This is a genomic window from Aquimarina sp. AWH4_224 (assembly GCF_056160245.1).
In genome coordinates, this window is record NZ_JBSWWU010000014.1 from 39,979 (window position 1) to 62,371 (window position 22,393).

Sequence of the window (22,393 nt, forward strand, 5' to 3'; positions counted from 1 at the left end):
AAACTTTTACGATTAAAAAAAAATTGTAGATTTGCGTATACACTAATGTTTAAAGCTAAAATCATAAAATGAAAATTGTCATTCAATTAGTACTGTGGGTAGTTATAGGAGTGTTGGGATACATGGTATTCAACTCTATTAACGGTCCTGTGAAATTCAATAAGGTTAAACAAGCAAGATATGCTAAGGCAGTTGAAAATCTAAGGGATATACGTACAGCACAGTTAGCACATAGAACCATCACTGGAAGATTCGAAAAAAATCCTGAAAAACTAATCGCTTTTATTGATACTGCGAAATTTACGCTTACGCAAAGAAGAGATTCTAGTTTTATTCGTTTCAACAAAGTGCTTAAAATCGATGAGCCTAGAGACACTGTTGTGATCGATACACTTGGATATGCTTCTGTAAAGGATTCTTTATTTAAGACAGGAAGTCACAAAAACATGATGAAAGTACCTATTCAAGGAGTAGATTCTAAATTTGAATTGGATGCTGGATATATCAACAAAAACGATCTTAGAATCCCTGTATTTGAAGCTAAGGTTTCTAAAGAAGTGTTGTTACACGATCAAGATAAAGATCTTTTAGCTCAGGAAAAAGAAGTAGTTTCTGTGGATGGAGTTGATGGTCCATATTTATTAGTAGGATCAATGACAGATGTGAAAACTTCTGGTAACTGGCCTAGAACTTATGGTGCAAACGACCAATAACATAAAAGACAATACATTACATACATTGTCCATTCAAGTAAGCTTGAATGGACTTTCTTTTTGTACACGGGATCAAGAAGATCATATCACTGCATTAGCTTGTGATTACTTTGGGATTCAATTAACTCCAGAACAGGTATTAGACAAGATCAAATATACATTTGATCATCACCAAGCGTTAAAAAAGAATTTTCACAACATCGAAGTCATTTACCAAAATGACTTATACTCTACCGTTCCAAAAGCATTATTTGAGGAAGACGCTTTAAAAGACTATCTAAAATACAATATAAAGGTATTAGACAACGATTTTATTGCTTATGACGAATTAGAACAACATGACATGGTTGTGGTCTATATCCCTTATGCAAATATCAATAACTTCTTTTTTGAAACCTTTGGATCCTTCACCTATAAACACGCTAGTACGATCTTAATTTCTTCTCTATTAGCCCAAGAAAAGAATAATGAGGATTTGAGAGTATATGCAAATATGCAAGACAAATTTTTTGATCTGGTGGTTATCCACAAAGGGAGATTACTGCTTTCTAACACTTATATACATACTTCAAAAGAAGACTTTTTATATTATTTGCTATTTGTTGCAGAGCAACTAAAGCTTAATCCAGAAGAATTCAAGCTTGTATTCTTAGGGAAAATAGAACAAAATAGTCCTTATTTTGATATAGCACATAACTACGTTCGGAATATTTCCTTCGGAAAACATCAAAGAGCACCAAAGCTATCCAGTGAAATCAACCCCATCCCTGCCCATCAGCATTTCGTTTTATTAAGCCATTTCTAAATGAGAATTATTTCAGGAAAATATAAAGGAAAAAGACTAGTAGCTCCCAAAAAGCTACCAGTACGACCAACTACCGATATGGCCAAAGAGGGCTTATTTAATATTTTAAACAACATCTATCATTTTACAGACCTTTCCGTAATAGATCTTTTTGCTGGTACTGGGAATATCAGTTATGAATTTGCATCGAGAGGAGCACAAGAGATTACAGCGGTTGATGCACATTATGCCTGTATGGGATATATTAAAAGTATTACCGAAGAACTGGACTTCCCTATAGAAACGATCAAAAGTGATGTATATAGCTACCTGGAAAAAACCTCCAGAAAAGCAGATATTATATTTGCTGACCCTCCTTATGATTTTGAACAAGAACAATTTTTAAAAATCGTTGAGCTTGTATTTGAACGCCAACTCCTTGAGGAAGATGGTGTTTTGATTATTGAGCACTCAAAGCATACCTCATTAGAGAGTTCATCTTTTTTTGATAACTCTAGAAGGTACGGAGGTTCGGTTTTTAGCTTTTTTAAAAGCCACTAACCCATTAACTTCTCATTACAGAAGAACGTATCGAAAACTCATCGATACTGGTAAGATTACTCAAGGAATCTATTTGATCTGAGGCATCACTTATAATATCTTCATAAAAAGCCAATACTTTGCTATCAAAGCCAGGGGTATCCTCTGCTGTGATCTTAAAAAGATCCATTTGATAAATAAAGTTATTGAGAATATGATGACTAGAAGAAAGCATTGCTTTATAAATGTTTTGCTTTGCATTCTCCATTTTTACCTTTTTAACGCGTTGCCTGATATCATAAATTACAAAAATAGAGAAGATAACAAAAGGAATTACAATTCCTTCCAGTTTAAGCTCCTGTATGCTATTTAAAAGAGATACGACTTGTTGAAAAAGGTTGAGTTCTAAAAATGTGGAGGTGAAATAAATAAAAATAGACAATACCAATCCGATTAGTGTTAATCTATACTTGTTCATTAGTGTTAGGGTTAAAGTTAGGGGGAATGACTTGTGTGGATCTAAGTTTTTTACGGTTCAACAATGATTATTATTGTGTATTCGTTAAGAGTCTGACAGTTTAAATATAAGTAAAAAACCAATGAACACTACAATTTACAAGTATTTTAACATTAACAAAATCCAGAAAACCCATACTAAAACGAGGTTATTCACTCTTAATCAGGCAACTTCCTCTCCATTTGAAGCTTCCCAAATCATGAACCATTCTTCATCTGTAATTTCTATTTGAAGTGCTTTTACCGCAGATGCAATCCTATTTATTTTGGTGGACCCGATAATAGGTAGTATAACCGAAGGATGTTTAAGTATCCAAGCTGTTAGGATTTGATCCAGGGTAGCTTCATATTTTGCAGCCAACTGCTCCGCAACTTTGTTAATTCGAACAACCTGTTCCATTGGATTCTTAGCAAAAAAACTACCTCCAGCTAAAGTAGAATACCCCATTGGCTTTATTTGTTTCGACAAGCATTGATCCAAAGTCCCATCTACAAATGGTTCGAGATGTAATGGAGAAATTTCAATTTGGTTGGTCACCAAAGGGAAAAAAGTATTCAGCATCTCAAATTGGGTATTGGTAAAATTAGAAACTCCAAAATGCTGCACTTTACCTTCTTCTCTTAATTCTGTAAAAGCCTTTGCTATTTCTTCGGGATGCATCAAAGGGCTTGGTCGATGAATTAACAACAAGTCTATATAGTCTGTAGACAAATTAACCAATGAATTTTCTACAGACTGTTTGATATAATCAGCTGTGGTATTATAGGACTTGATTTGATAATCTGGCCTGTTTGGTGTTACCAGTTTGATCCCGCATTTTGTAATCAATTGTACCTTATCCCGTAAGGAAGAATTATTCTTGATAGCACTCCCAAACAAAGCTTCTGTGGTATAATGCCCATAAATATCAGCATGATCAAAAGTAGTTACGCCAATCTCCAAACAATCTTCAATCAATTGTTGTACCGCGGCAACAGATAGTTTTGCTCCCCATTCTCCCCAGTTCATACATCCTGCTACAATTCTTGAAAAAGAAAGCCCATTTTCAAGCAAATCAATTCTAGTATTCATAGTTGCAATTCTTAAAACGAAATAAATATTTGATGGTACGGCTAATAATCTATAGCCTCATAAATAAGCCTCTGTATTTCCGAACGAATATCGTTTGAAATCAATTTTCTATTGGCCGAATCCGGATAGGTTCTATTACTTAAAAAGACATAGACAATTTCTTCTTCGGGATCTGCCCAAGTAAATGTTCCAGTAAACCCACTATGTCCAAAACTGGTTTTCGACAAGCAGCCACAGGTAGGCCCTACTTCTCCCAATTGAGGTTTATCAAACCCTACTCCCCTTCGCACATCTCTAGCGCAATAGTAACAAGTATTAAACTCTTCAAAGGTTTGTTGCTTAAAATACTGTTTACCTCCATAATACCCTCCATTGAGGTACATCTGCATAATTTTGGCAACATCATTGGCATTCGCAAATAAACCTGCATGCCCACCTATACCGCCAAACATTGCAGCACCTTGATCATGGACATAACCATGAACAACTTCCTTTCGAAAAGCCTGATCATTTTCGGTAGGAACAATCCGCTTTTTCTTGAATCTTGACAAAGGTAAATACGAGGTATTATTGGCTCCCAAAGGTTTGTAAAAATGTTGTTGAGTAAGCGCATTCAAAGAATTACCATAGTGCTTCTCGATATACGATTTAAGCAAGTAATAAGGAAGATCACTATACTTATAACTTAATCTTGTTCGCAACTCACTATCTTTTATACGTAGCATGAGCGAATCTTTCATATCACTTCGCAGATATAAGTTATTCGTCACTTTGATCTTAAATTCATCTGAAGATGTAGTCCTGTAGTATTTTTTATCCGGACGACCAGTCACACTATCCATAGTTTTCAGATAGAAAGGAATCCAAGCCTTTAACTTTGCATAATGAGAAAGCATCGATCGCACAGTGATGTCTTTTTTGTTTGACTCCTTAAACGATGGTAGCAAATCTCCTACTTTAGAATCCAGCGAAATAATCCCTTTATCCTTTAACTCAATCATTAACGGAAGTGTCGCCAATATTTTGGTTAACGAGGCTAAATCGTAAATATCTGATCCCTTTACTTTTCTGGTTTTACTATACGTATGATACCCATAATTTTTGTCAAAAATCACCTTTCCTTTTCTGGCTACTATTAATTGCAATCCAGGAGCCATATTTTCATTCAGTGCGATGTTTACAATAGAATCTATTCGATTGAGACGATAAGAATTCATCCCTACACTTTCTGGTAGGCCATATTGTAATCTTTTAAGGGAACGTGTTTCCAGACCTGTTCCTTCTGGATAATCTTCTCCCAAGCTTACCGGAAGTTTTCCTTTGGCTTCAAAAGCACCAAAAAGCAGTTGAGCAGCCTTTTGCTGAGCCACAGTACTGTTCTGATATGCCATCAATATACCTTCCAAGTTGGTAGTAGTCATCATATCCAACATGGCATATGGTTTGGCAAAAACGGAAAGAATAGTGGTATTTAGCCTAGCGATTTCATACAACCAGACCAATTCTTTATCCTTAAACTTATATCCTTTCCAGGGATTGGCATTAGATTTATGAAAGCCTACAATGACATAGTTATACTTTTTAAGCTTCTCTATCATTTCACCCAATTGAGCGGCTTTTACCCAATCTACCTTGGTATATTTATTTAGTTGCTCATAAAAAGCATCACCAGAATCATCTCCTAGAGATACGTAAGCTATTTTCTTTAGGTCCAGGTTTTTTACAGGTAGCGTTGCCCTTTTATTCTTGATAAGTGTCAACGAATTTTCTACCAGTTTATGATGCAGAACCTCATTGCTTACGCTATTCAACTCTTCATTCAAAAACAAAAAGTCTACAGGCTTGTATTTATGAAGACCAACTTTATACTTGGCCATGAGTATTTTTCGTACGGAATGTGCCAGGCGCTCTTCGGTAATCAATCCTGAATAATAAGCCGAAACAATCTTTTGGGTAGCTAGTGGAACATCTTCTGAAATCAGCAATACATCATTACCTGCCAGCAAGGCTGCAAGATCAATTTCTCCAGGACTTTTAAAATCTGAAGCTCCCTTCATATTTAGAGCATCTGTAAAAATCAGTCCGTTGAACCCTAGTTTTTCTTTAAGTAAACCGGTTACTACATTCTTTGAAATCGAAGAGGGATAATTTGATCTAGACTCTAAGCTAGGGATATTAAGATGTGCTACCATTACACTAGAGAGACCATCATTGATCAACTTGCGATAGGGATATAATTCTATACTATCGATACGTTCTGCTTCAAAATTAATAGTAGGCAGGGTTTTATGAGAGTCGCTATCCGTATCTCCGTGTCCGGGAAAATGCTTTGCACTGGCTAGTATGCCTTCTTTTTGCATTCCTTTCATAAAAGCTAAGGCTTTTTGGGTAACATCATCTCTATTTTCTCCAAAAGAACGATTCCCAATAATTGGGTTTTTGGGATTGGTATTGATATCTACTACCGGTGCAAAATTGATATGCACTCCCAGTCGTTTACAATGCCTTGCTATTTGCCTTCCGGTTTCTTCAATGAGTTGATTATCCTTTATGGCTCCCAGCGTCATATTCCAAGGAAAAGCTTTGGTAGAATCCAAACGCATAGCTAGTCCCCACTCTGCATCCATTCCTATCATTAATGGGATTTTGGAAAGCTCCTGGAACTCATTATTTATTTTGGCTTGTCTGTTGGGACCTCCTTTAGAAAAAATAATACCACCAATATGATATTCTTTGATAAGTTCTTTTACCCGATCTATATCTTTTTGAGGGTGAGAAGAAAAAACGTCCACCATAAATAGCTGCCCGATTTTTTCCTTTAGGGTCATTGTATTGTACACGCTATCCACCCATCTTTGTTGGGCTTCAATATCCTCAACAATCAAGGGGTTATAAGGTTCAGCCACTTGCACAGTACTAGAATCATTTTGCGTTTCACTTTCAACAATCTCAGATTCTAATTCTTGCGCACCAGCACCAAAACTCAATAAAAGAATAATTAATAAAAAAGAATGCTTATTAATTTTATGCCACACGTATATTTTAATTTAAAAAACGGTTATGCCAACTATCTTTTGCTGGCACTTCCCAATTGGTACGATACTCAGCGATGTTGGTCACCAGGTTATTGAAAACGATAGTATTTGGGGATACTGATCTATTTTTCGCCATTTTTTTGAAATCCGTCAGCGGTTTATACGCAACAAATTCACCCTGTTTGAAAGAAACATTCATTTTATCCATCAGGTCTACGCTGTACTCCCGCTCTAGTTCTTGAATAAAATGAACGGATGCATCAATAGAACAACCTGAAGCAGCATTGAGCCCCTGATCCAATCCAATGGTTATAAATCTCTTATATTTAATTTCATAGCCCGCTCTAAGGTTAGCACCATGTGCTGTCCACTGCGCTAAGAAACCATCTAATTTTTCCTTTATTTCCTCTAACTCTTCTTGAGTAAATGACCTATTTGCCTGATAAATCCACACTCGAGATGTCTCCGGAAGGTCCTTAAAATCTACCAACATCAGCTATTTTTTACTAAAATACTAAAAACTATTACTTTTTCCTGTTATAAAAAAGAGTTAATATGAACAAACATATTAACTCCATTAAAATTGTGTATAATTTCAAAAAAAATTACAAATCTTGCGCATTTGCTATTAATTCTGCAACATCTAGTACCTCGATACTATCTTCTTTCTCTTTGTTTTTCACTCCATCAGTCATCATGGTATTACAAAATGGACATCCGGCAGCAATGATATCTGGTTTTGTTTCCAGAGCATCTTCAGTTCTTTCGATATTTACATCTTTATTTCCTGGTTCTGGCTCTTTAAACATCTGTGCTCCTCCTGCACCACAACATAACCCATTACGCTTACAGCGTTTCATTTCGATTAGCTCTACTTCTAGTTTCTTCAATAAATCTCTAGGAGCTTCGTAAACACTATTTGCTCTACCTAGGTAGCAAGGATCATGAAATGTGATTCTTTTTCCTTTAAACTTACCACCTTCTACAGCTAACCTTCCTTCATCCAACAAAGATTTCAAAAATTGTGTATGGTGCATTACTTCATAGTTACCACCCAAAGAAGGGTACTCATTCTTTATGGTATTGAAACAATGCGGACAAGCGGTCACTACCTTCTTTATTTCATACGCATTCATCACTTCAATATTCGTAACGGCTTGCATTTGAAATAAAAACTCGTTTCCTGCTCTTTTTGCAGGATCTCCGGTACAACTTTCTTCGGTCCCCAATACAGCAAAGTCTACCTTGGCATTATGCAATAATTTTACAAAAGCCTTTGTAATCTTTTTGGCTCTATCATCAAAACTACCTGCACAGCCTACCCAAAACAAAACTTCTGGTTGTTTTCCTTCAGCCATATATTCTGCCATTGTTGGCACCTTTACTGTTTCACTCATATACTACTTCTTAAAATTCTTTACTTTACAATTCTTTTGTTATGCCTAATCGTGCTTTCCATCATCAAACACTTCAATGGTAACCACTCTTTCTACCAATTCGGTAAACTTTCCTGTATAACGAGTTGCTTTTACCAGGTGATTATCAATCCAATGATAGTTACCTCCTCTTGGTTTACCCATTAACAGGCTGTGATATTTAAAACCATGCTTTTTCAGCCATGTTTCTGTAACTTCTCTATGATCCTCGGTACGAGAAGTAAAAAAACAAATCATATGTCCTTCGTCATACCACTTATTTAAGGTTTCTAGAGCATCTGGAAATGGTTCACAAGTTTCCATTCGTTCTGGTTCTTCATTAGGAACATCCTCGGTAATCGTTCCATCGATATCGATAAGATAGTTTTTGATCCCTTCTGGTAATACGGGACTCACATGCTCTCCTGCCTCGATCTTATCATGCAATAATTTCTCTACTTCTTCCTTCTTCATAACTTCTTTTTTCTCTTAAATTAAAGGTTAATTGGTTAATTTTTATGGTTATTTATTCGTTGCTCCAATTCAAACGGTCCATTTGGTTGAATGGCCATGGAGCTCCATTATTTTCTATATTAGACATCATATTATTTAAATCTGAAGGAGCTGCACTTTGCTCCATTACCAGATATCTACGCATATCTATAATAATTGATAATGGGCTTATTCCTACCGGACAAGCTTCTACACAAGCATTACAACTTGTACATGCCCATAATTCTTCAGGAGTGATATAATCGTTTAATAATTGTTTACCATCATCCTGGAAACTTCCATTCTTATCTATATTAGCTCCTACCTCCTGTAAACGATCTCTGGTATCCATCATAATCTTACGTGGAGACAATTTCTTTCCTGTTTGATTCGCAGGACATTCACTAGTACAACGACCACATTCTGTACAGGTATATGCATTAAGCAATTGTGCCCAGTTTAAATCAGTAACGTCTGAAGCACCAAACTTCGCTGGTTCTGATTCTTCGTCACCTTCAGCTGGCGCCGCAAAAGGATCAGCACTAGGATCCATCATCAACATTACCTCATTGGTAACAGCTTCAAGGTTGTCTAACTCACCCTTTGGATTTAAGTCTGCATAATAGGTATTAGGGAACGCTAACATGATATGCAAATGCTTAGAGAAATACAAGTAATTTAAGAATACCAATATTCCTAAAATATGTAACCACCATGCTCCTCTTTCCAAAAAGATCAATGTCCCCTCAGAAAGTCCATTAAACAATGGGGCGATGTATTGACTAACCGGATACGCTCCAGCTTTGATATAGTGATCAGCACCTAAAGCCTGTAATTGCAGGTCTGCAGCATTCATGGTTAGGAATAGAGTCATTAGCACTACTTCAAAATACAGAATGATATTCCCATCATTTTTTGGCCATCCTTTCAGCGTTTTAAACCTTCTTATATTACTTACATTTCGTCTTACCCAAAATATAACTACACTCACCAGCACCAAGAATGCTAAAAATTCAAAGGAACCAATCAAGAAATCATAAAATCCACCTAGAAAAGCGAATATTCTGTGCGTACCAAAGATTCCATCTATAATAATCTCCAATACCTCTATATTAATAATAATAAATCCTAAGTAAACAATGATGTGTAGAATTCCAGCTATTGGTCTTCGCACCATTTTTGATTGTCCTATGGCTACCATTGCCATATTCTTAAAACGTTGTCCTTTATTATCTGATCGGTCAACATCTTTACCTAAACGAATATTTCGGATTACTTTGCGAATATTTTTGGTAAAATATCCAATTCCTGCTACCAGGGCAATGATAAATAAGATGTTAGGTATGTATTGCATGCTTGTATTAATTTACTGAGTCTGTTGGTTTTTTATAAGGCTTGTTCTTTTTTCCAAAAACAGATACATTGATATATCTGGTTGGATTTAGCCTTAAATCTTGTAACAAAAGTTCTAATTCTTTACTGGTACGTTCCAGGTTGGTATATAACTTATCATCTTTAAGCAATTTACCTGCCGAACCTTTTCCAGCATTCAAATCGTTTGAAATCTTTTTGAAGTTTGCCAGCACCGATTCCAGTTCGGTTCCAATTTTCTTTACATTGATTTGGGCTAAAGAATCCGAAACTTTATTCAATTTCGTAGAAATCTGATCTGCGTTGGTAAAAGCAGAATTTAGTTTTTCTTCGTTTTGCGCAAGAAGATTATTCAATCGAATCGAAGTTCCTTTAAACTGCTTAACGCTTATGCTCAAGTCCTTGAATATCGAATTCAAATTGTTTTGATTATCTACATTCAAAATACCATTTACAGAAGTTAGCAGTGTATCGGCATCGGTTATCGCAGATTCTAATTTTTCCTGTAATGGTGTTAATCGGTCGTTCACCAATTCCAACAAACCGGCTTCTATTCTGCCGGGCAGAGTATCACCATCCTTGGCTTCAAACCCTTGTTCATATTTGGGTATAATTGCCAGAGACTTTCCTCCTATCAACCCTCCTCCATACACTTTGGCTTCACTGTTCTTTGAAAATGAAAAATCGCTATCCACTATGAATTCTACCAACAAGTTTCCTTTGGTATCCAAGAAATCGATAGAAACTACCTGTCCAACTACCAATCCATTTATAGTTACTGGAGAAGAAGGTATAAGGCCTTCTACATTCTTATAAACCGCGTAAAAAGTTCTGTCGTTTTCGAGCAGATTCTGCCCTTTCAAAAAACTATATCCGAAAATCAGAAGTGCGATTGCACAAATTGCAAGTATTCCAGTCTTGACTTCTCTTGTAAATTTCAAAATAGATCAAATTTAGGACACAAATTTAGAATAAAAATACTTTTCTGTAGCTTATTTTTTGATGAATTATCAGTATTTATTAAGATTAGTTAGAAGAAGTGTTAGGTTTTAGCGCATCTGTTAAAGAAATTCGTTCATTATTCCGAAAAGCAACAACAAAACTTGAATCAAATCCTTTGCCTAAAGCTATATCTTTTAACTCCTGAATAAGAGTATAGTTAGAAGTGCTTCCGTAGAAATATTTGTACAAATCTCCATCTTTACTTTTGGTCAATTGATCCAATCCATTAAAATTAAACGATTCTAATTCTATATCTGCAGACCCTGCTGCAATTTGTACCTTAAAAGTGATTCCTTCATAAATTTTATCATCTTCACTGGCTATTGGAGTGCTATCTACTTCGGGAGTAACAACGGGATCCGGCACATAGTAAATCGCATCCAAACTTTCTTTATAATCTATGATAGAAGTTGATATCGATTTTGCCATATCGTCTTGCCCTTTGGTGGAGTTTAGGTATTTCCCTTCTCTAATATTGGTCAAAAACCCAAGTTCGATCAATACGCTAGGCATATAGGTTTGATGCAACACTACAAAACCTGCTTGTTTTACTCCTCTGCTTTTTCTATCTAATGATTTTTTAAAACGATTTTGCACAAAACTTGCCAGAGTAAGACTTTGGTCCAAATATTCTTCTTGCATTAAGGTAAGTCCAATAATGGATTCTGGAGAATTAGGGTCAAATCCATCATAATTAGCTTCGTAATTATCTTCCAAAAGAATTACCGAGTTCTCATTTTTGGCTACATTAAAATTTTCATTATTGGCATGTAATCCAAGTACGAAAGTTTCTGTACCATATGCTTGAGAACGATGAGAATTACAATGTATCGACACAAATAAATCGGCGTTGGCTTTGTTGGCGATCTTACCTCTTTCATGTAATTCTATGAATTCATCTGTTTTTCTGGTGTACACCACCTTATAGCGATCATCTTTTTCAAGAATTTTTCCTACGGCAAGCACTACATTTAATGCAATCTCTTTTTCTTTATATCCATTCCCCCTATTTCCAGGGTCATGTCCTCCATGACCAGCATCCAAAACCACAACAAATTGATCTTTCTCTTGTGCATTCGTTTCGAAGTTAAAAACGGATACTCCTCCCATTAATCCACACAGCAAAATAATATGTACAATTCTTTTTTTCATCAATTTTGATAATTTGTCAATCTATATTGAAACATTCTCTTTATGTTCCCGTATTTAATGTATATCGTAAAAAAATAAAGATTATGATCTATAAAAATAATTCCATATCCCTTTCGTTTAAATGGCTTTAGGAATGTACTTACAACATAATTTTTTATTTTTTTATCATTTACAAACGAGGCATAAAAAATATATGTAATTTTGGCACTTCAAAAACTAAGCCATAGTTTTACAAAAATAGGATTTAAACCATTGCAAACAACGGTACGACACATACTTTATTCACTGAGTTTTTCACTGTTTTGTATATTTCAAATAACTGCACAGGAGACAAACAAGACTACAGAGGTACCAATCCCGGCAGAGAGAGATTCTATTTCTGTCAGAGACACGATTACCAATAACAAAGAAGAAATTAAAGTTGATTCAGAACTTCTGATAAACGAAAGAGAGCAAGATACTACAGATCAGGACTCTATTATTCCAGAACCGCAATTACTTACAGACAAAGTAGATTATAAGGCTACAGATTATATGCGGCTAAGCAGAAGAGAAAACAAAATGTATCTCTACAACGAGGCTGAGATTATCTATGGAGATATGCAAATCAATTCTGGATTGATTATCGTAGATAACGAAAAAAACGAGGTGTACGCTTATGGAATTAAGGATTCTTTGGGCGAGTATACTCAGACTCCTATATTCAAACAAGCACAAAACGTGGTCGAACCTGATTCTATACGTTTTAATTTTGATACAGAAAAAGCACTGATCTATAATTCGAGAACAGAACAAAACGGATTTAAAATCAAAAATGAAGTGTCCAAACGGGAGAACGACTCGGTCATCTATATGCGTAATGTAAAGTTTACTACGGCCGAGGATATCGAAAACCCAGAGTACTACTTTTATGCGCGTAGGATCAAATTTGTACCAAAAAAGAAAATCGTTACTGGATTGGTAAATATGTTTATTGCAGATGTGCCTACTCCTTTAGGTCTACCTTTTGGATATTTCCCATTATCCGAGGACAGGACATCAGGATTTATTATCCCTAATCCCGGAGAAGAAAACAGACGTGGTTATTTTCTACAAAATGGTGGGTATTATTTCGCGATTAGTGATTATGCGGATTTAACGCTACTAGGAGATTATTATACGAATGGCAGTTATACCTTTGCTGTTGAATCTGCCTATGCAAAACGTTACCGTTTTAGAGGAAACTTACGCTTCAGGTTTGAGAACAACTTACAAAGTGAACGCGGATTTCCAGATTTTTCGCGTACTACAACTTATAATATTCAGTGGACTCATAGTCAGGATGCCAAAGCAAATCCCAACTCTCGCTTCACGGCTTCGGTAAACTTTGGAAGTAGTGATTTCTTCCAACAGTCTACCAACCAGTTAAACACTGGAAATTTCCTGAACAACCAGATCAGTTCGAATATTTCGTACTCTAAGACCTTTCCTGGAGATCCCCAGGTAAATATAAATGTAGCAGCTACGCATAATTCGAACACCAATACGGGTATCGTAAATATGTCTTTGCCTAATGTAAATGCAAGCGTATCCAGGGTATTCCCTTTTGCACCAAAGGTGGGAGTTAAGAAAGGAATTATTCAAAACATCAATACACAATATAACTTTACCGGAGAAAATCGAATAGTTACTAATGATGATGATTTATTTTCGGCACGTATGTTTGAAAATGCAAGTACCGGGATGCGACATTCGATTCCGGTAACCACTAACTTTAAAATTTTCAAATATTTAAGTGCTACAGCAGGAACTAACTATCAAGAAAGCTGGGTTTTTGAAACCATCGAACAACGATTTGATGAAGATACTCGAGAGGTAGTTGAAGATACAATCGCTGGATTTGATGCCTTTAGAACCTATAACTTTTCGGCTAGTTTAGGAACTACTATTTATGGTACATTTAATTTTAAAGAAGGTAAAAAGATACAAGCCATTCGCCATACCATGCGTCCATCGGTGAGTTATAGTATCAACCCTGCTTTTGATCAGTTTTTTGATGAATTTACGATCACCGATGATCCTACGACTCCAGAAGATGAAACAGAAATTGTAGAGTATTCCAGATTTGAAGGTGGTTTCTTTGGAGCGCCTAGCAATACGTTCTCAAGCAGCATAGGTTTCTCATTAAGTAATAATGTGGAGATGAAAGTCCGGAGTAAAGACACTACTTCGACCGAACCCAGAAAAATAACTTTGTTGAACAACCTAAACTTCAGCACTGCATACAATATTGCTGGAGATTCTTTAAAAATTAGTCCGTTATCTATTACCGGTAATATTCCTATTATTCAGAATAAGCTGGACATCAACTTTAGTGCAGCTCTGGATCCTTATGCTCTGGATAACAATAATCGAAAGATCGATGTCTTTAACATTGAAAACGGAGGAAGTTTATTCCGATTAACACGTGCAAGTGCCAATTTTGGATATTCGTTCTCTAGTCAGGATTTTGAAAAAGGAAAGGTCAATGAAGACCCGCTTGAGAATCAAAATTTTAGAAATGAAGGACGACCGGATAACCTCTTTGGAGGTGTAACTGATTTTGGTGAGGATAGATCCTTTGTAGAAGATAAAGACAAGAAAACTGATACAGATCAAAAAGATTATCACTATAAAATCCCCTGGAATCTCCGAGTCTCTTACAACGTAAATTACAACAATAGTGCACGGCAAAATGAGATTTCATCGCATTCGATCATGTTTTCTGGAGATGTAGAATTGGCTCCTAGATGGTCTGTAGGGGTATCTTCAGGTTATGATTTAAGAAATCCCGGATTTACTTTTACCAATCTCAGATTTCAGAGAGATCTAGAAAGTTGGCGTATGAGTTTTAACTGGATTCCGTTTAGTGAACGTACGTCTTGGAATTTCTTTATTGGTATCAAATCCTCTGTGCTTAGCGATATTAAATGGGATAAACGAAGAGAACCAGATCGCCAGTTATAAGAGGAAAAAGAATAGCTTTACATCAAATAAAACAACTTATAACACTTCACATCATGAAAAAAATTGTTACCACTTCAAAAGCTCCGGCTCCAATAGGACCTTACAATCAGGCTATTTTAAATGGAAACACCCTGTATACTTCCGGACAAATTGCCATCAATCCTGAAACTGGAGAGTTAGTACTAGATGATATTAAAACCGAAGCTGAAATGGTTATGCAAAACCTAAAAGCTATTCTTGATGAAGTAGGTATGACTTTCGAAAATGTGATCAAGACGACCATTTTTCTAAACGACATGAACAACTTTGCACAGGTGAATGAAGTATATGGAAGCTATTTTGACGAAGATACTGCTCCAGCGCGAGAAACAGTTGCCGTTGCCGCTCTACCAAAATTTGTAAATGTAGAAATTTCGGTAATCGCTGTTAAATAATATTTCTTTGAACTATACAAAGAGACTGTCTAAAAAGTACTAAAAACTTGTATTTGTCAGTCTGAGCCTGTCGAAGACAAATCGAAAATCAGTGGGTTTAAAACTTCGACAAGCTCGGTTTGACAATCATATATCACTTTTTAAACAGCCTCATTTTGTTTTATTGGTTAGGTTGTTTACTACTTTATAATGATTTTTCTGGTGGCTTTGGTTGCATCAGATTCGATCACGACAATATAATTTCCTTCTTTCATCTGGTTAGGGTCAAAGGATAAGTTATAGATTCCTTTTTCTACATTTTGATTCTGAAGTTCTGTGATCAGTTTTCCGTTCATATCAAATAAAGAAACCTTTATCGTCGCATTTTTATTCGCTACGTAGTGAATATTTCCTTCATCTTGCATCGGATTAGGATATACTCCGATCACTACAAAATCTTTATCTGTAACTTTTACGGTAGGTTGTTTGGTAAATCCATCTTCTTCATTGCTTCTAGCAGCAGCTCGTGCAGGACTTGATGCTTCTCTTAAACGACAATCATTGGCATTTACATACCATCCGCGAGAACGTTTTTCTCCAACTCTAGGTCGAGTAAGGTCTTCGATATCGTACCAATCGGCCTGTGCTCTGTTTTCATTTACGTCAAGCACAAAGTACCCATGATTATCCAGATCCACATCTTTGATATGTCGATTTAATAATCGGATGTAAAACTGTCCTATTCCAGAGGCAACTCCTCCAACAAGGTCCAAATTTTGTGAAGTAACACTAGGTACTACAAATTCACACATTTCACAATTTCTTCTATACCGTACTTCTCCGGCAAACGTACTATGGATATCTCCGGTAAGTACTACTACATTGTTGATATCATTATCTCTTACGTATTGCAAAAGTCGATCTCTTTCTTCGCTATACCCATCCCACGCGTCATTAGAAGGGACTCCGTTCCAGGGCATCATCATGACCTGATTACCAATAACTCTCCATTTTGCAGTAGAAGCTGATAATTGATCGGTTAGCCAATCAAACTGCTCTGCTCCCAAAATTGAAGTATAGGTTGCTTTGTTGTCTTTTGCATTGTTTGCTTCAGAATATAAAGTCCCTTTTTTTAATAAAGTTTCCAACTCTTCTATAGACCCGCTTTTAGCATCTGCAGTTTTTCTCTGTACAATAGCTTCAGCAAAAAGATCTACCGCTCTTTCAAATTCAATTGTAGACAGCCCTTTTCCATCAGATATTTTGGTATCTTTTATCTGAAGAACCATAGGTAATACCGTGGTCAAAATCTCTTTTACATCTTTGATATTATTTAAGTCCTTTTTGGCAATAACCTGCTGTACATATTGCTTAAACTCTCTGTTGGTAGCTGCAGCGCTTATTAGGTTTTTTGAAGTAGATACTTGTGTATCTCTTCCTTCTATTCTTGTATCCAGCATGATCAAATCAAGTAACTTTCCATAGGAAATCTTGCGATACAAACGATATTGCTCTATGGAATTGGCACGTACAGGCATCCACTCAAAATAAGCTTTGTGTGCATTGCTTTTTCTAGTTTCCCAATTTCCTTCGGTAGATGGCGTGTGGTTCTCTGCTCCAAATTTATTAGCATCATTAGCAAACTCGTGATCATCCCAAATATGAATAAAAGGGTGTTGCTGGTGCACATTGCGAAGCATGGCATCTAATCGATAATACGAATAGCGCACCCGATAATCGTCTAGTGTGATGATCTCATTTTCTGGCAAATGCCCTCGTCCTATCTCATTGCTGTAGCCATACCCTCCTGATTCGTATTCATAGATATAATCCCCTAGATGAATCACAGCATCGATATCATTGCGATTCGCGATTTGATTATAGGCATTAAAATATCCATTTTGATAGTTGGAGCAAGACACTACCGCAAATCTTAGGTTATCTACCAAATCATCTTGTGCCGGAGCAGTTCTTGTTTTACCTACGATTGACTGTTTTCCTAAGGCTTCAAACTGATAGTAATAATTGGTAAATGGATTCAGACCGGTAACATCAATTTTTACTGTGTAATCTTTACTCTGATTGGTAGTAAGTTCTCCTTCTCGTACCACTTGAGTCATTTGTGGGTTGGTAGCCACTTTCCAGGATACCGGAACTGAAGTATTATTTGTGGTCACACGTGTCCAAATAATTACGGCGTCTTCCAAAGGGTCTCCAGAAGCTACTCCGTGATAAAAAGGCGCCAAACTAGGATCAAAATAGGTGTCGATTGATTTGTTGTTGGTTGCTCTTTCAATCTTGGTGAGCTGTACTTTTTGCTGGGCATAAAAAAGTTGAGATACTAATAGCAGCCCAAAAACAAAAGATAATTGTGTTTTCATGTTAGATTCAATTTTTGTGTTAGCGTTGTTGAATTTTCCGCGAAAATATGTGAACCTCTTTACAAAAAACACCCTAAGAATTGCATTTAATCAAAGCTTAAAATAGCTAACCATTTTTTCTGAAATCACACCTATGAAATAATCTGTAGTTTATCCATTTTTCGAAATGAATTAGTATCTTAAAGCAGTTACTTACAATATTAGAATTGTTCTTACAACATGAAGAATTACCATTTACTGGCAGAAGACCCTCTTACTCAACTCATTCTATCCAAAGGAATTGAAAATTGGTCTGGTTTGCTCGAATACGTTCGTCACATCCCCTATGGACGTAATGCGAATCGCACGGATGTCTCTTTAGTCATAAAAGAACATCAAGGTACTTGTAGTTCTAAACATGCCTTATTAAAAACAGTGGCTGATCTTAATTCGATTCCTGTAGCCTTGATTATGGGGATATATAAAATGAATGAAAACAATACTCCAAAAATTGGAAATGTTCTTGAAGAACATGATTTTGACTATATTCCTGAGGCGCATTGTTATTTAAGAATGGGAGATCAAACTATAGATGTAACCTCGGCAAGTTCGAGTTTTGATCGTATCCAAGATGCTGTATTAGAAGAACAAGCAATTATCCCAGAGCAAGTGGGCGCTTATAAAGTTGATGTTCATAAGGCCTTTATCAAAGAATGGATTGTAGAAAACAACATCAGTTTATCTTTTGAAGAGGTTTGGAACCTACGAGAACAGTGTATCAAAAACTTATCATCTTGAATCAAAAACACAAGCAAAACAACCTAACTACAATAATATCAATTATTTACCGTTACAACATTACAAACCTACTAGCAATACTGGCGTTTAAAATTCTGCTAAATCGATCTTTTTGCTACCTGAGGAGATCGATTTTTTGATCCCCAATTTTACATTTTCTTCAAACTTTGAGATAAAGCTCTAAAATGCGTTTTGATTTCATCAAACTCTTGTGGTGATATTTCTTTTGAATCTATAATTCCCTGAAGCGCATAATAATTTTGATCATCAAATAGTAGGATCAATGCGTAGGTCTTTATTATTTGCTCTTTATCGTTTGGCTGCGAAAAATACAGTTCATACCCTTCTAAACCATCTATGGTAATGGGATCGACTGTGATATTTTTGCTTCGAATTTCTTTATATCCATAGTTAATTACAAATTCTTTTTTATCTTCTATTTCGTATCGTGTTGGAGCGTGAGTAATGGTGTAAGAGAAAGCAGGATCCGATAGTGGTTTTCCGGTTCCGTCTCCTGCAAAACTAACCGATCCTCCCCAAAATCCTCCCTGTTTTTTGAGTCCGTAAGTCTCTAAATCCAAGGTAATCCCAAGCTCATCTAAATCAAAAATTTTTCGTTCAGGATGATATACAATACTCAACATTGCCTTTCTAATATCTTGATCCAAAATATCTTTTAGAGAACTCTGATATTTTGCGTTGATCACTGCTCCTTTACCCTGATCTATTTCTATATACAGTAAATGATTATGTGTATCAATACCAGGTGCATCGGTACTTTCAAAACTTACCCATATCGCTTCTTTGTTATTAAATAAAAAGCGTTGGATCTTTGTGCCGGATATACCATATGAGTTGAACTTTTTTTCATTAACGGTGTTCTTAATGTTGGAAAACATGGATTTAGACAAGGTCATGGTCTTAATTTTGGCCACACCATGCTCCATCATCAACCCTTTGATGATCGCTTCCATCTTAAATCCTTGAGGAGGAATAATACTAAACTTAGTCCCAGGAATGATTTTATGCGCTGAAGTCGTTTTAGAGACTGTATTTTGCAGTTCTTGCCCGTAACTAGAGTAAAAAACCAAACACAATAGCAGTACTTTATATATTTTCAAAGGTTTACGTTTTAAAATTTCTCGGAAGCCAATACGTTACCTTCTTGATCAAAATACTCCCAGGTTCCTGATTTTTTATCCAATTCGTAAGTGCCTTTTTCGGCTAAGCTTCCGTCTGGATAGTATTTTTCGTAAGCGCCATGCCATAGACCGGATTGGCAGTTATAAACTTCTTTAAGTACGCCTTGAACACTATACTCCTTCCACTCTCCATCTACTTTACCATTGTGAAAAAATCCGGTGACTGATAATTGTCCATTGGGATAATACTCGTTATGCTTACCGTGCAACTCTCCATTTTGTATGGCAGTTTGTAGTTTAACCGTACCGTCTGCAAAAAAGTAGATCCGTTCTTTTTGCGGGACACCTTTTTTGAATAGTTCTCTACCATGTACAGCCCCGTCTTCATGATAAGACTCCCACACACCTTCTTGCTGATCATTGACATACATCCCTTTTCTGGCTAAAGTACCTGTCCGGTTATCATAGCCCCTGGCTTCTCCTTCTTTGACACCGTTCTTGTAGGGAATCGAATCGACGATAATTGCCTCTTCATCATAATACACCCATACGCCGATCTTTTTGGAACCGATTACTTTACCAATACCACTCACGTTCCCATTATCATGATATTCTACTTTTTGTGTGCCTTTGGGTTCTTTGTTGCAAGCCAATACTAAAAATAGTAAAAGTATTACGGAGATGTATGAACTATGATTCTTTGTCATGCGTTTCTTATTTGTTGGTGAAAATACAAAAAACAGTCAAGCCTGTTTTGACTTGACTGTTGATTAATTGTTTTACCCGACTGATATGACTTGGTTTGTATTATTTTAAATTTAAAATCAACCAACTCTGTTTCGCCATTTGAAACTGGATATTTTAAAAGTTGACATCTCTATCCAGGTTGGTGAGTATTCTTACTTTAAACTTTCCGTCTGTTATATCTTTAAATTTGGTTTCGTCTAAATGGCTATACATTCTACAGGAAAAAGTCCCTTCTATGGCAAAGCTATTAGGTTCTTCTCTTGTAACCTTGGTGATTTTGAATGTACTATTCGAATTTTCTTCATTAGATCGGTAAAAATCCTGTTCGTTCTCGGGTACGCCAGGAACATCTGACGGAAAAAAGAAAAAGGTGACTTGATTGAATCGATCATCCCCCACTGATTCTGCAAAGGTAAAATCCTGATTAGCAAATGCATCTTCTAGCCCCAGTCTTTCATTTTCTATAGAACATTGATCCAGACCGATATTTCTGATAAACAATTTTGCCGAAACAATATTAGCATCAGACCCAATAACCGGAAACAAACCAAATGCATAAGAGCCAGAGCAAAACTCTACTTCTTCCCCATTGATGTTAAGTGGTCTTTTTTGAATCCCAAAGCCTCCAAAATCAAAGGTGTAATCATCCATAGGAGGTATGACTCCAGAGACATAGAGCTCTGATTTCATATTAAACTCTTCCTCTCCCAAAGTCCCTTGAAAGAAAAATTCTTGGATGGGTACTGGTTCTTCCTCTGGTCCTTCGTCTACGGTATTATCTGAGGAGCAGGAGAATAATAATAGAATTAGCATACTATACGCAATACTTACATAACTCGCTGTTGGATTCTTCATAAATTAAATTCGTTGATATGATACAAAAAAACAGTCACTTATGGGTAGGTGACTGTTTTTTGTGTTTTATTACCTGTTGTAAATGTTAAAGTTTGGTTATTTACAATCGTGCAATCATATTATGTTTGATATCATCAGGCATTTCCTTTGGAAAGGATTTATGTGTTATCATATCTGAGTTATAGGGTTTCTACTAACTTCTCAAAAATATAACAAGCCAGTTTCATTTTTTGAAACCGGCTTGTTATATGTCTTTCTTACTTATACTACCCACTAGTCACAGACTAACGGCAGCGGGGAGCAAGAAGCACCAGAAACATTCTGGTGCTAGCGAGGGGTACTTCGTTCTATTTTGTTGAAAGCATTTTTATCTCATCTAACCCAACAAATATTCACTTTAAGTTATAAATATCCATATCATTTGCATTCTGTCCATCTTACTTTTGGGCATCTGTTTAATACTTCATCATTTAAAAAATGTTCTTTAAAACTTATCATGTCTCTTCTAAAATATTCGGATCTCACAAAAAAAACATAAACCGAATTATTTTCTTTAACTATAAAGTTCGGTTCTTTAATACCAATACATTTGTTATGAAACCCCTTAGAATATTCAGTAAAAATATAATCTGCCAATTCAATATTTGGGAAAATCATTTTTTTCACATTAATGATTTCTTTTTTGCTCGTTGAATCTAATACTTTGTATAGTATTTCTTCATCTAACTTTTCAAATTGATCTATATTGTTTTTAATAAAGCAATCCAAAATACCTTCTCTAGAAATCTTTTTACTTTGTGATTCTGTTATAAGGTAGTTCTCTAAAGATCCATCCAAAAAAGTTTCAAAACAAATATCTTTTTCCATTTCCTGATAAATATTATCAGAATGAGTTACATTATTTACTTTTTCTTCTAATTCTAAAGCTTTATTAGATTCATTTTGTTTACAACTTAATGTAAAAAAAATCAGAATAGAAATTCCCAAAAACGTTTTCATAA

The 22,393-nt window shown here is 35.8% G+C and carries 20 protein-coding genes; 6 read left to right on the forward strand and 14 right to left on the reverse strand.

The features are described from left to right. The first annotated feature begins 68 nt into the window (after window positions 1-68). From ACXAGJ_RS21750 to ACXAGJ_RS21760, 3 genes are read left to right on the forward strand one after another with little or no spacing between them, the layout of a single operon-like run. On the forward strand, window positions 69-713 hold the full coding sequence (locus ACXAGJ_RS21750) for a hypothetical protein (RefSeq protein WP_073312616.1): 645 nt from the start codon (window positions 69-71) through the stop codon (window positions 711-713). Then, complete coding sequence (locus ACXAGJ_RS21755; RefSeq protein ID WP_474842893.1) at window positions 694-1,518, forward strand: DUF3822 family protein; 825 nt, start codon at window positions 694-696, stop codon at window positions 1,516-1,518. Before ACXAGJ_RS21750 ends, ACXAGJ_RS21755 begins: the two co-directional genes overlap by 20 nt. After that, on the forward strand, window positions 1,519-2,058 hold the full coding sequence (locus tag ACXAGJ_RS21760) for an RsmD family RNA methyltransferase (protein WP_474842895.1): 540 nt from the start codon (window positions 1,519-1,521) through the stop codon (window positions 2,056-2,058). 4 nt (window positions 2,059-2,062) lie between these two features. Here the strand turns inward: ACXAGJ_RS21760 and ACXAGJ_RS21765 are convergent, their stop codons facing one another. The 9 genes from ACXAGJ_RS21765 to ACXAGJ_RS21805 form a co-directional block, all read right to left on the reverse strand. Further along, a complete protein-coding gene (locus ACXAGJ_RS21765) occupies window positions 2,063-2,515 on the reverse strand; it encodes a hypothetical protein (protein ID WP_474842897.1) in 453 nt (150 codons plus the stop codon). Between the two features lie 201 nt (window positions 2,516-2,716). After that, window positions 2,717-3,625 (reverse strand): aldo/keto reductase, encoded by a 909-nt coding sequence (locus ACXAGJ_RS21770; RefSeq protein ID WP_474842899.1) that lies wholly within the window; start codon window positions 3,623-3,625, stop codon window positions 2,717-2,719. 41 nt (window positions 3,626-3,666) lie between these two features. Continuing rightward, window positions 3,667-6,573, reverse strand: a complete 2,907-nt coding sequence (locus ACXAGJ_RS21775; protein WP_474842993.1) for a glycoside hydrolase family 3 N-terminal domain-containing protein — start codon at window positions 6,571-6,573, stop codon at window positions 3,667-3,669. A gap of 94 nt (window positions 6,574-6,667) precedes the next feature. Continuing rightward, entirely contained in the window at window positions 6,668-7,153 is a 486-nt protein-coding gene (locus ACXAGJ_RS21780) for an ABC transporter ATPase (protein ID WP_474842901.1), read from the reverse strand. A 112-nt stretch (window positions 7,154-7,265) separates the two neighbouring features. Then, complete coding sequence (locus tag ACXAGJ_RS21785; RefSeq protein WP_073312604.1) at window positions 7,266-8,057, reverse strand: (Fe-S)-binding protein; 792 nt, start codon at window positions 8,055-8,057, stop codon at window positions 7,266-7,268. A 45-nt stretch (window positions 8,058-8,102) separates the two neighbouring features. After that, entirely contained in the window at window positions 8,103-8,549 is a 447-nt protein-coding gene (locus ACXAGJ_RS21790; protein ID WP_474842904.1) for an LNS2 domain-containing protein, read from the reverse strand. A 52-nt stretch (window positions 8,550-8,601) separates the two neighbouring features. Then, window positions 8,602-9,921 (reverse strand): 4Fe-4S dicluster domain-containing protein, encoded by a 1,320-nt coding sequence (locus ACXAGJ_RS21795; protein WP_474842906.1) that lies wholly within the window; start codon window positions 9,919-9,921, stop codon window positions 8,602-8,604. Window positions 9,922-9,928: 7 nt separating this feature from the next. After that, window positions 9,929-10,879: an MlaD family protein gene (locus ACXAGJ_RS21800; RefSeq protein WP_474842908.1), complete on the reverse strand. Its 951-nt coding sequence runs from the start codon at window positions 10,877-10,879 to the stop codon at window positions 9,929-9,931. An 85-nt stretch (window positions 10,880-10,964) separates the two neighbouring features. Then, the gene (locus tag ACXAGJ_RS21805; protein WP_474842910.1) at window positions 10,965-12,092 is read right to left on the reverse strand and encodes an N-acetylmuramoyl-L-alanine amidase family protein; all 1,128 of its coding nucleotides are present in this window, start codon (window positions 12,090-12,092) and stop codon (window positions 10,965-10,967) included. A 201-nt stretch (window positions 12,093-12,293) separates the two neighbouring features. Here ACXAGJ_RS21805 and ACXAGJ_RS21810 point away from each other — a divergent pair, with 201 nt between their 5' ends. Further along, window positions 12,294-15,077 (forward strand): putative LPS assembly protein LptD, encoded by a 2,784-nt coding sequence (locus tag ACXAGJ_RS21810; protein WP_474842912.1) that lies wholly within the window; start codon window positions 12,294-12,296, stop codon window positions 15,075-15,077. Window positions 15,078-15,130: 53 nt separating this feature from the next. Continuing rightward, window positions 15,131-15,511: a RidA family protein gene (locus tag ACXAGJ_RS21815; RefSeq protein ID WP_474842914.1), complete on the forward strand. Its 381-nt coding sequence runs from the start codon at window positions 15,131-15,133 to the stop codon at window positions 15,509-15,511. A 179-nt stretch (window positions 15,512-15,690) separates the two neighbouring features. Here the strand turns inward: ACXAGJ_RS21815 and ACXAGJ_RS21820 are convergent, their stop codons facing one another. After that, window positions 15,691-17,871 (reverse strand): T9SS type A sorting domain-containing protein, encoded by a 2,181-nt coding sequence (locus ACXAGJ_RS21820; protein WP_474842915.1) that lies wholly within the window; start codon window positions 17,869-17,871, stop codon window positions 15,691-15,693. Window positions 17,872-18,090: 219 nt separating this feature from the next. On the opposite strand from ACXAGJ_RS21820, the gene ACXAGJ_RS21825 reads away from it, so the two are divergent. Beyond that, on the forward strand, window positions 18,091-18,648 hold the full coding sequence (locus tag ACXAGJ_RS21825; RefSeq protein WP_474842917.1) for a hypothetical protein: 558 nt from the start codon (window positions 18,091-18,093) through the stop codon (window positions 18,646-18,648). 149 nt (window positions 18,649-18,797) lie between these two features. Here the strand turns inward: ACXAGJ_RS21825 and ACXAGJ_RS21830 are convergent, their stop codons facing one another. The 4 genes from ACXAGJ_RS21830 to ACXAGJ_RS21845 form a co-directional block, all read right to left on the reverse strand. Beyond that, window positions 18,798-19,769 carry a hypothetical protein gene (locus ACXAGJ_RS21830; RefSeq protein WP_474842919.1) on the reverse strand — a complete coding sequence of 324 codons (972 nt, stop codon included), beginning with the start codon at window positions 19,767-19,769 and terminating at the stop codon, window positions 18,798-18,800. Between the two features lie 11 nt (window positions 19,770-19,780). Then, window positions 19,781-20,497, reverse strand: a complete 717-nt coding sequence (locus ACXAGJ_RS21835; protein ID WP_474842921.1) for a toxin-antitoxin system YwqK family antitoxin — start codon at window positions 20,495-20,497, stop codon at window positions 19,781-19,783. Between the two features lie 154 nt (window positions 20,498-20,651). Continuing rightward, window positions 20,652-21,392: a hypothetical protein gene (locus tag ACXAGJ_RS21840; protein ID WP_474842923.1), complete on the reverse strand. Its 741-nt coding sequence runs from the start codon at window positions 21,390-21,392 to the stop codon at window positions 20,652-20,654. Window positions 21,393-21,809: 417 nt separating this feature from the next. Continuing rightward, entirely contained in the window at window positions 21,810-22,391 is a 582-nt protein-coding gene (locus tag ACXAGJ_RS21845) for a hypothetical protein (protein WP_474842925.1), read from the reverse strand. Between the last annotated feature and the right edge of the window lie 2 nt (window positions 22,392-22,393).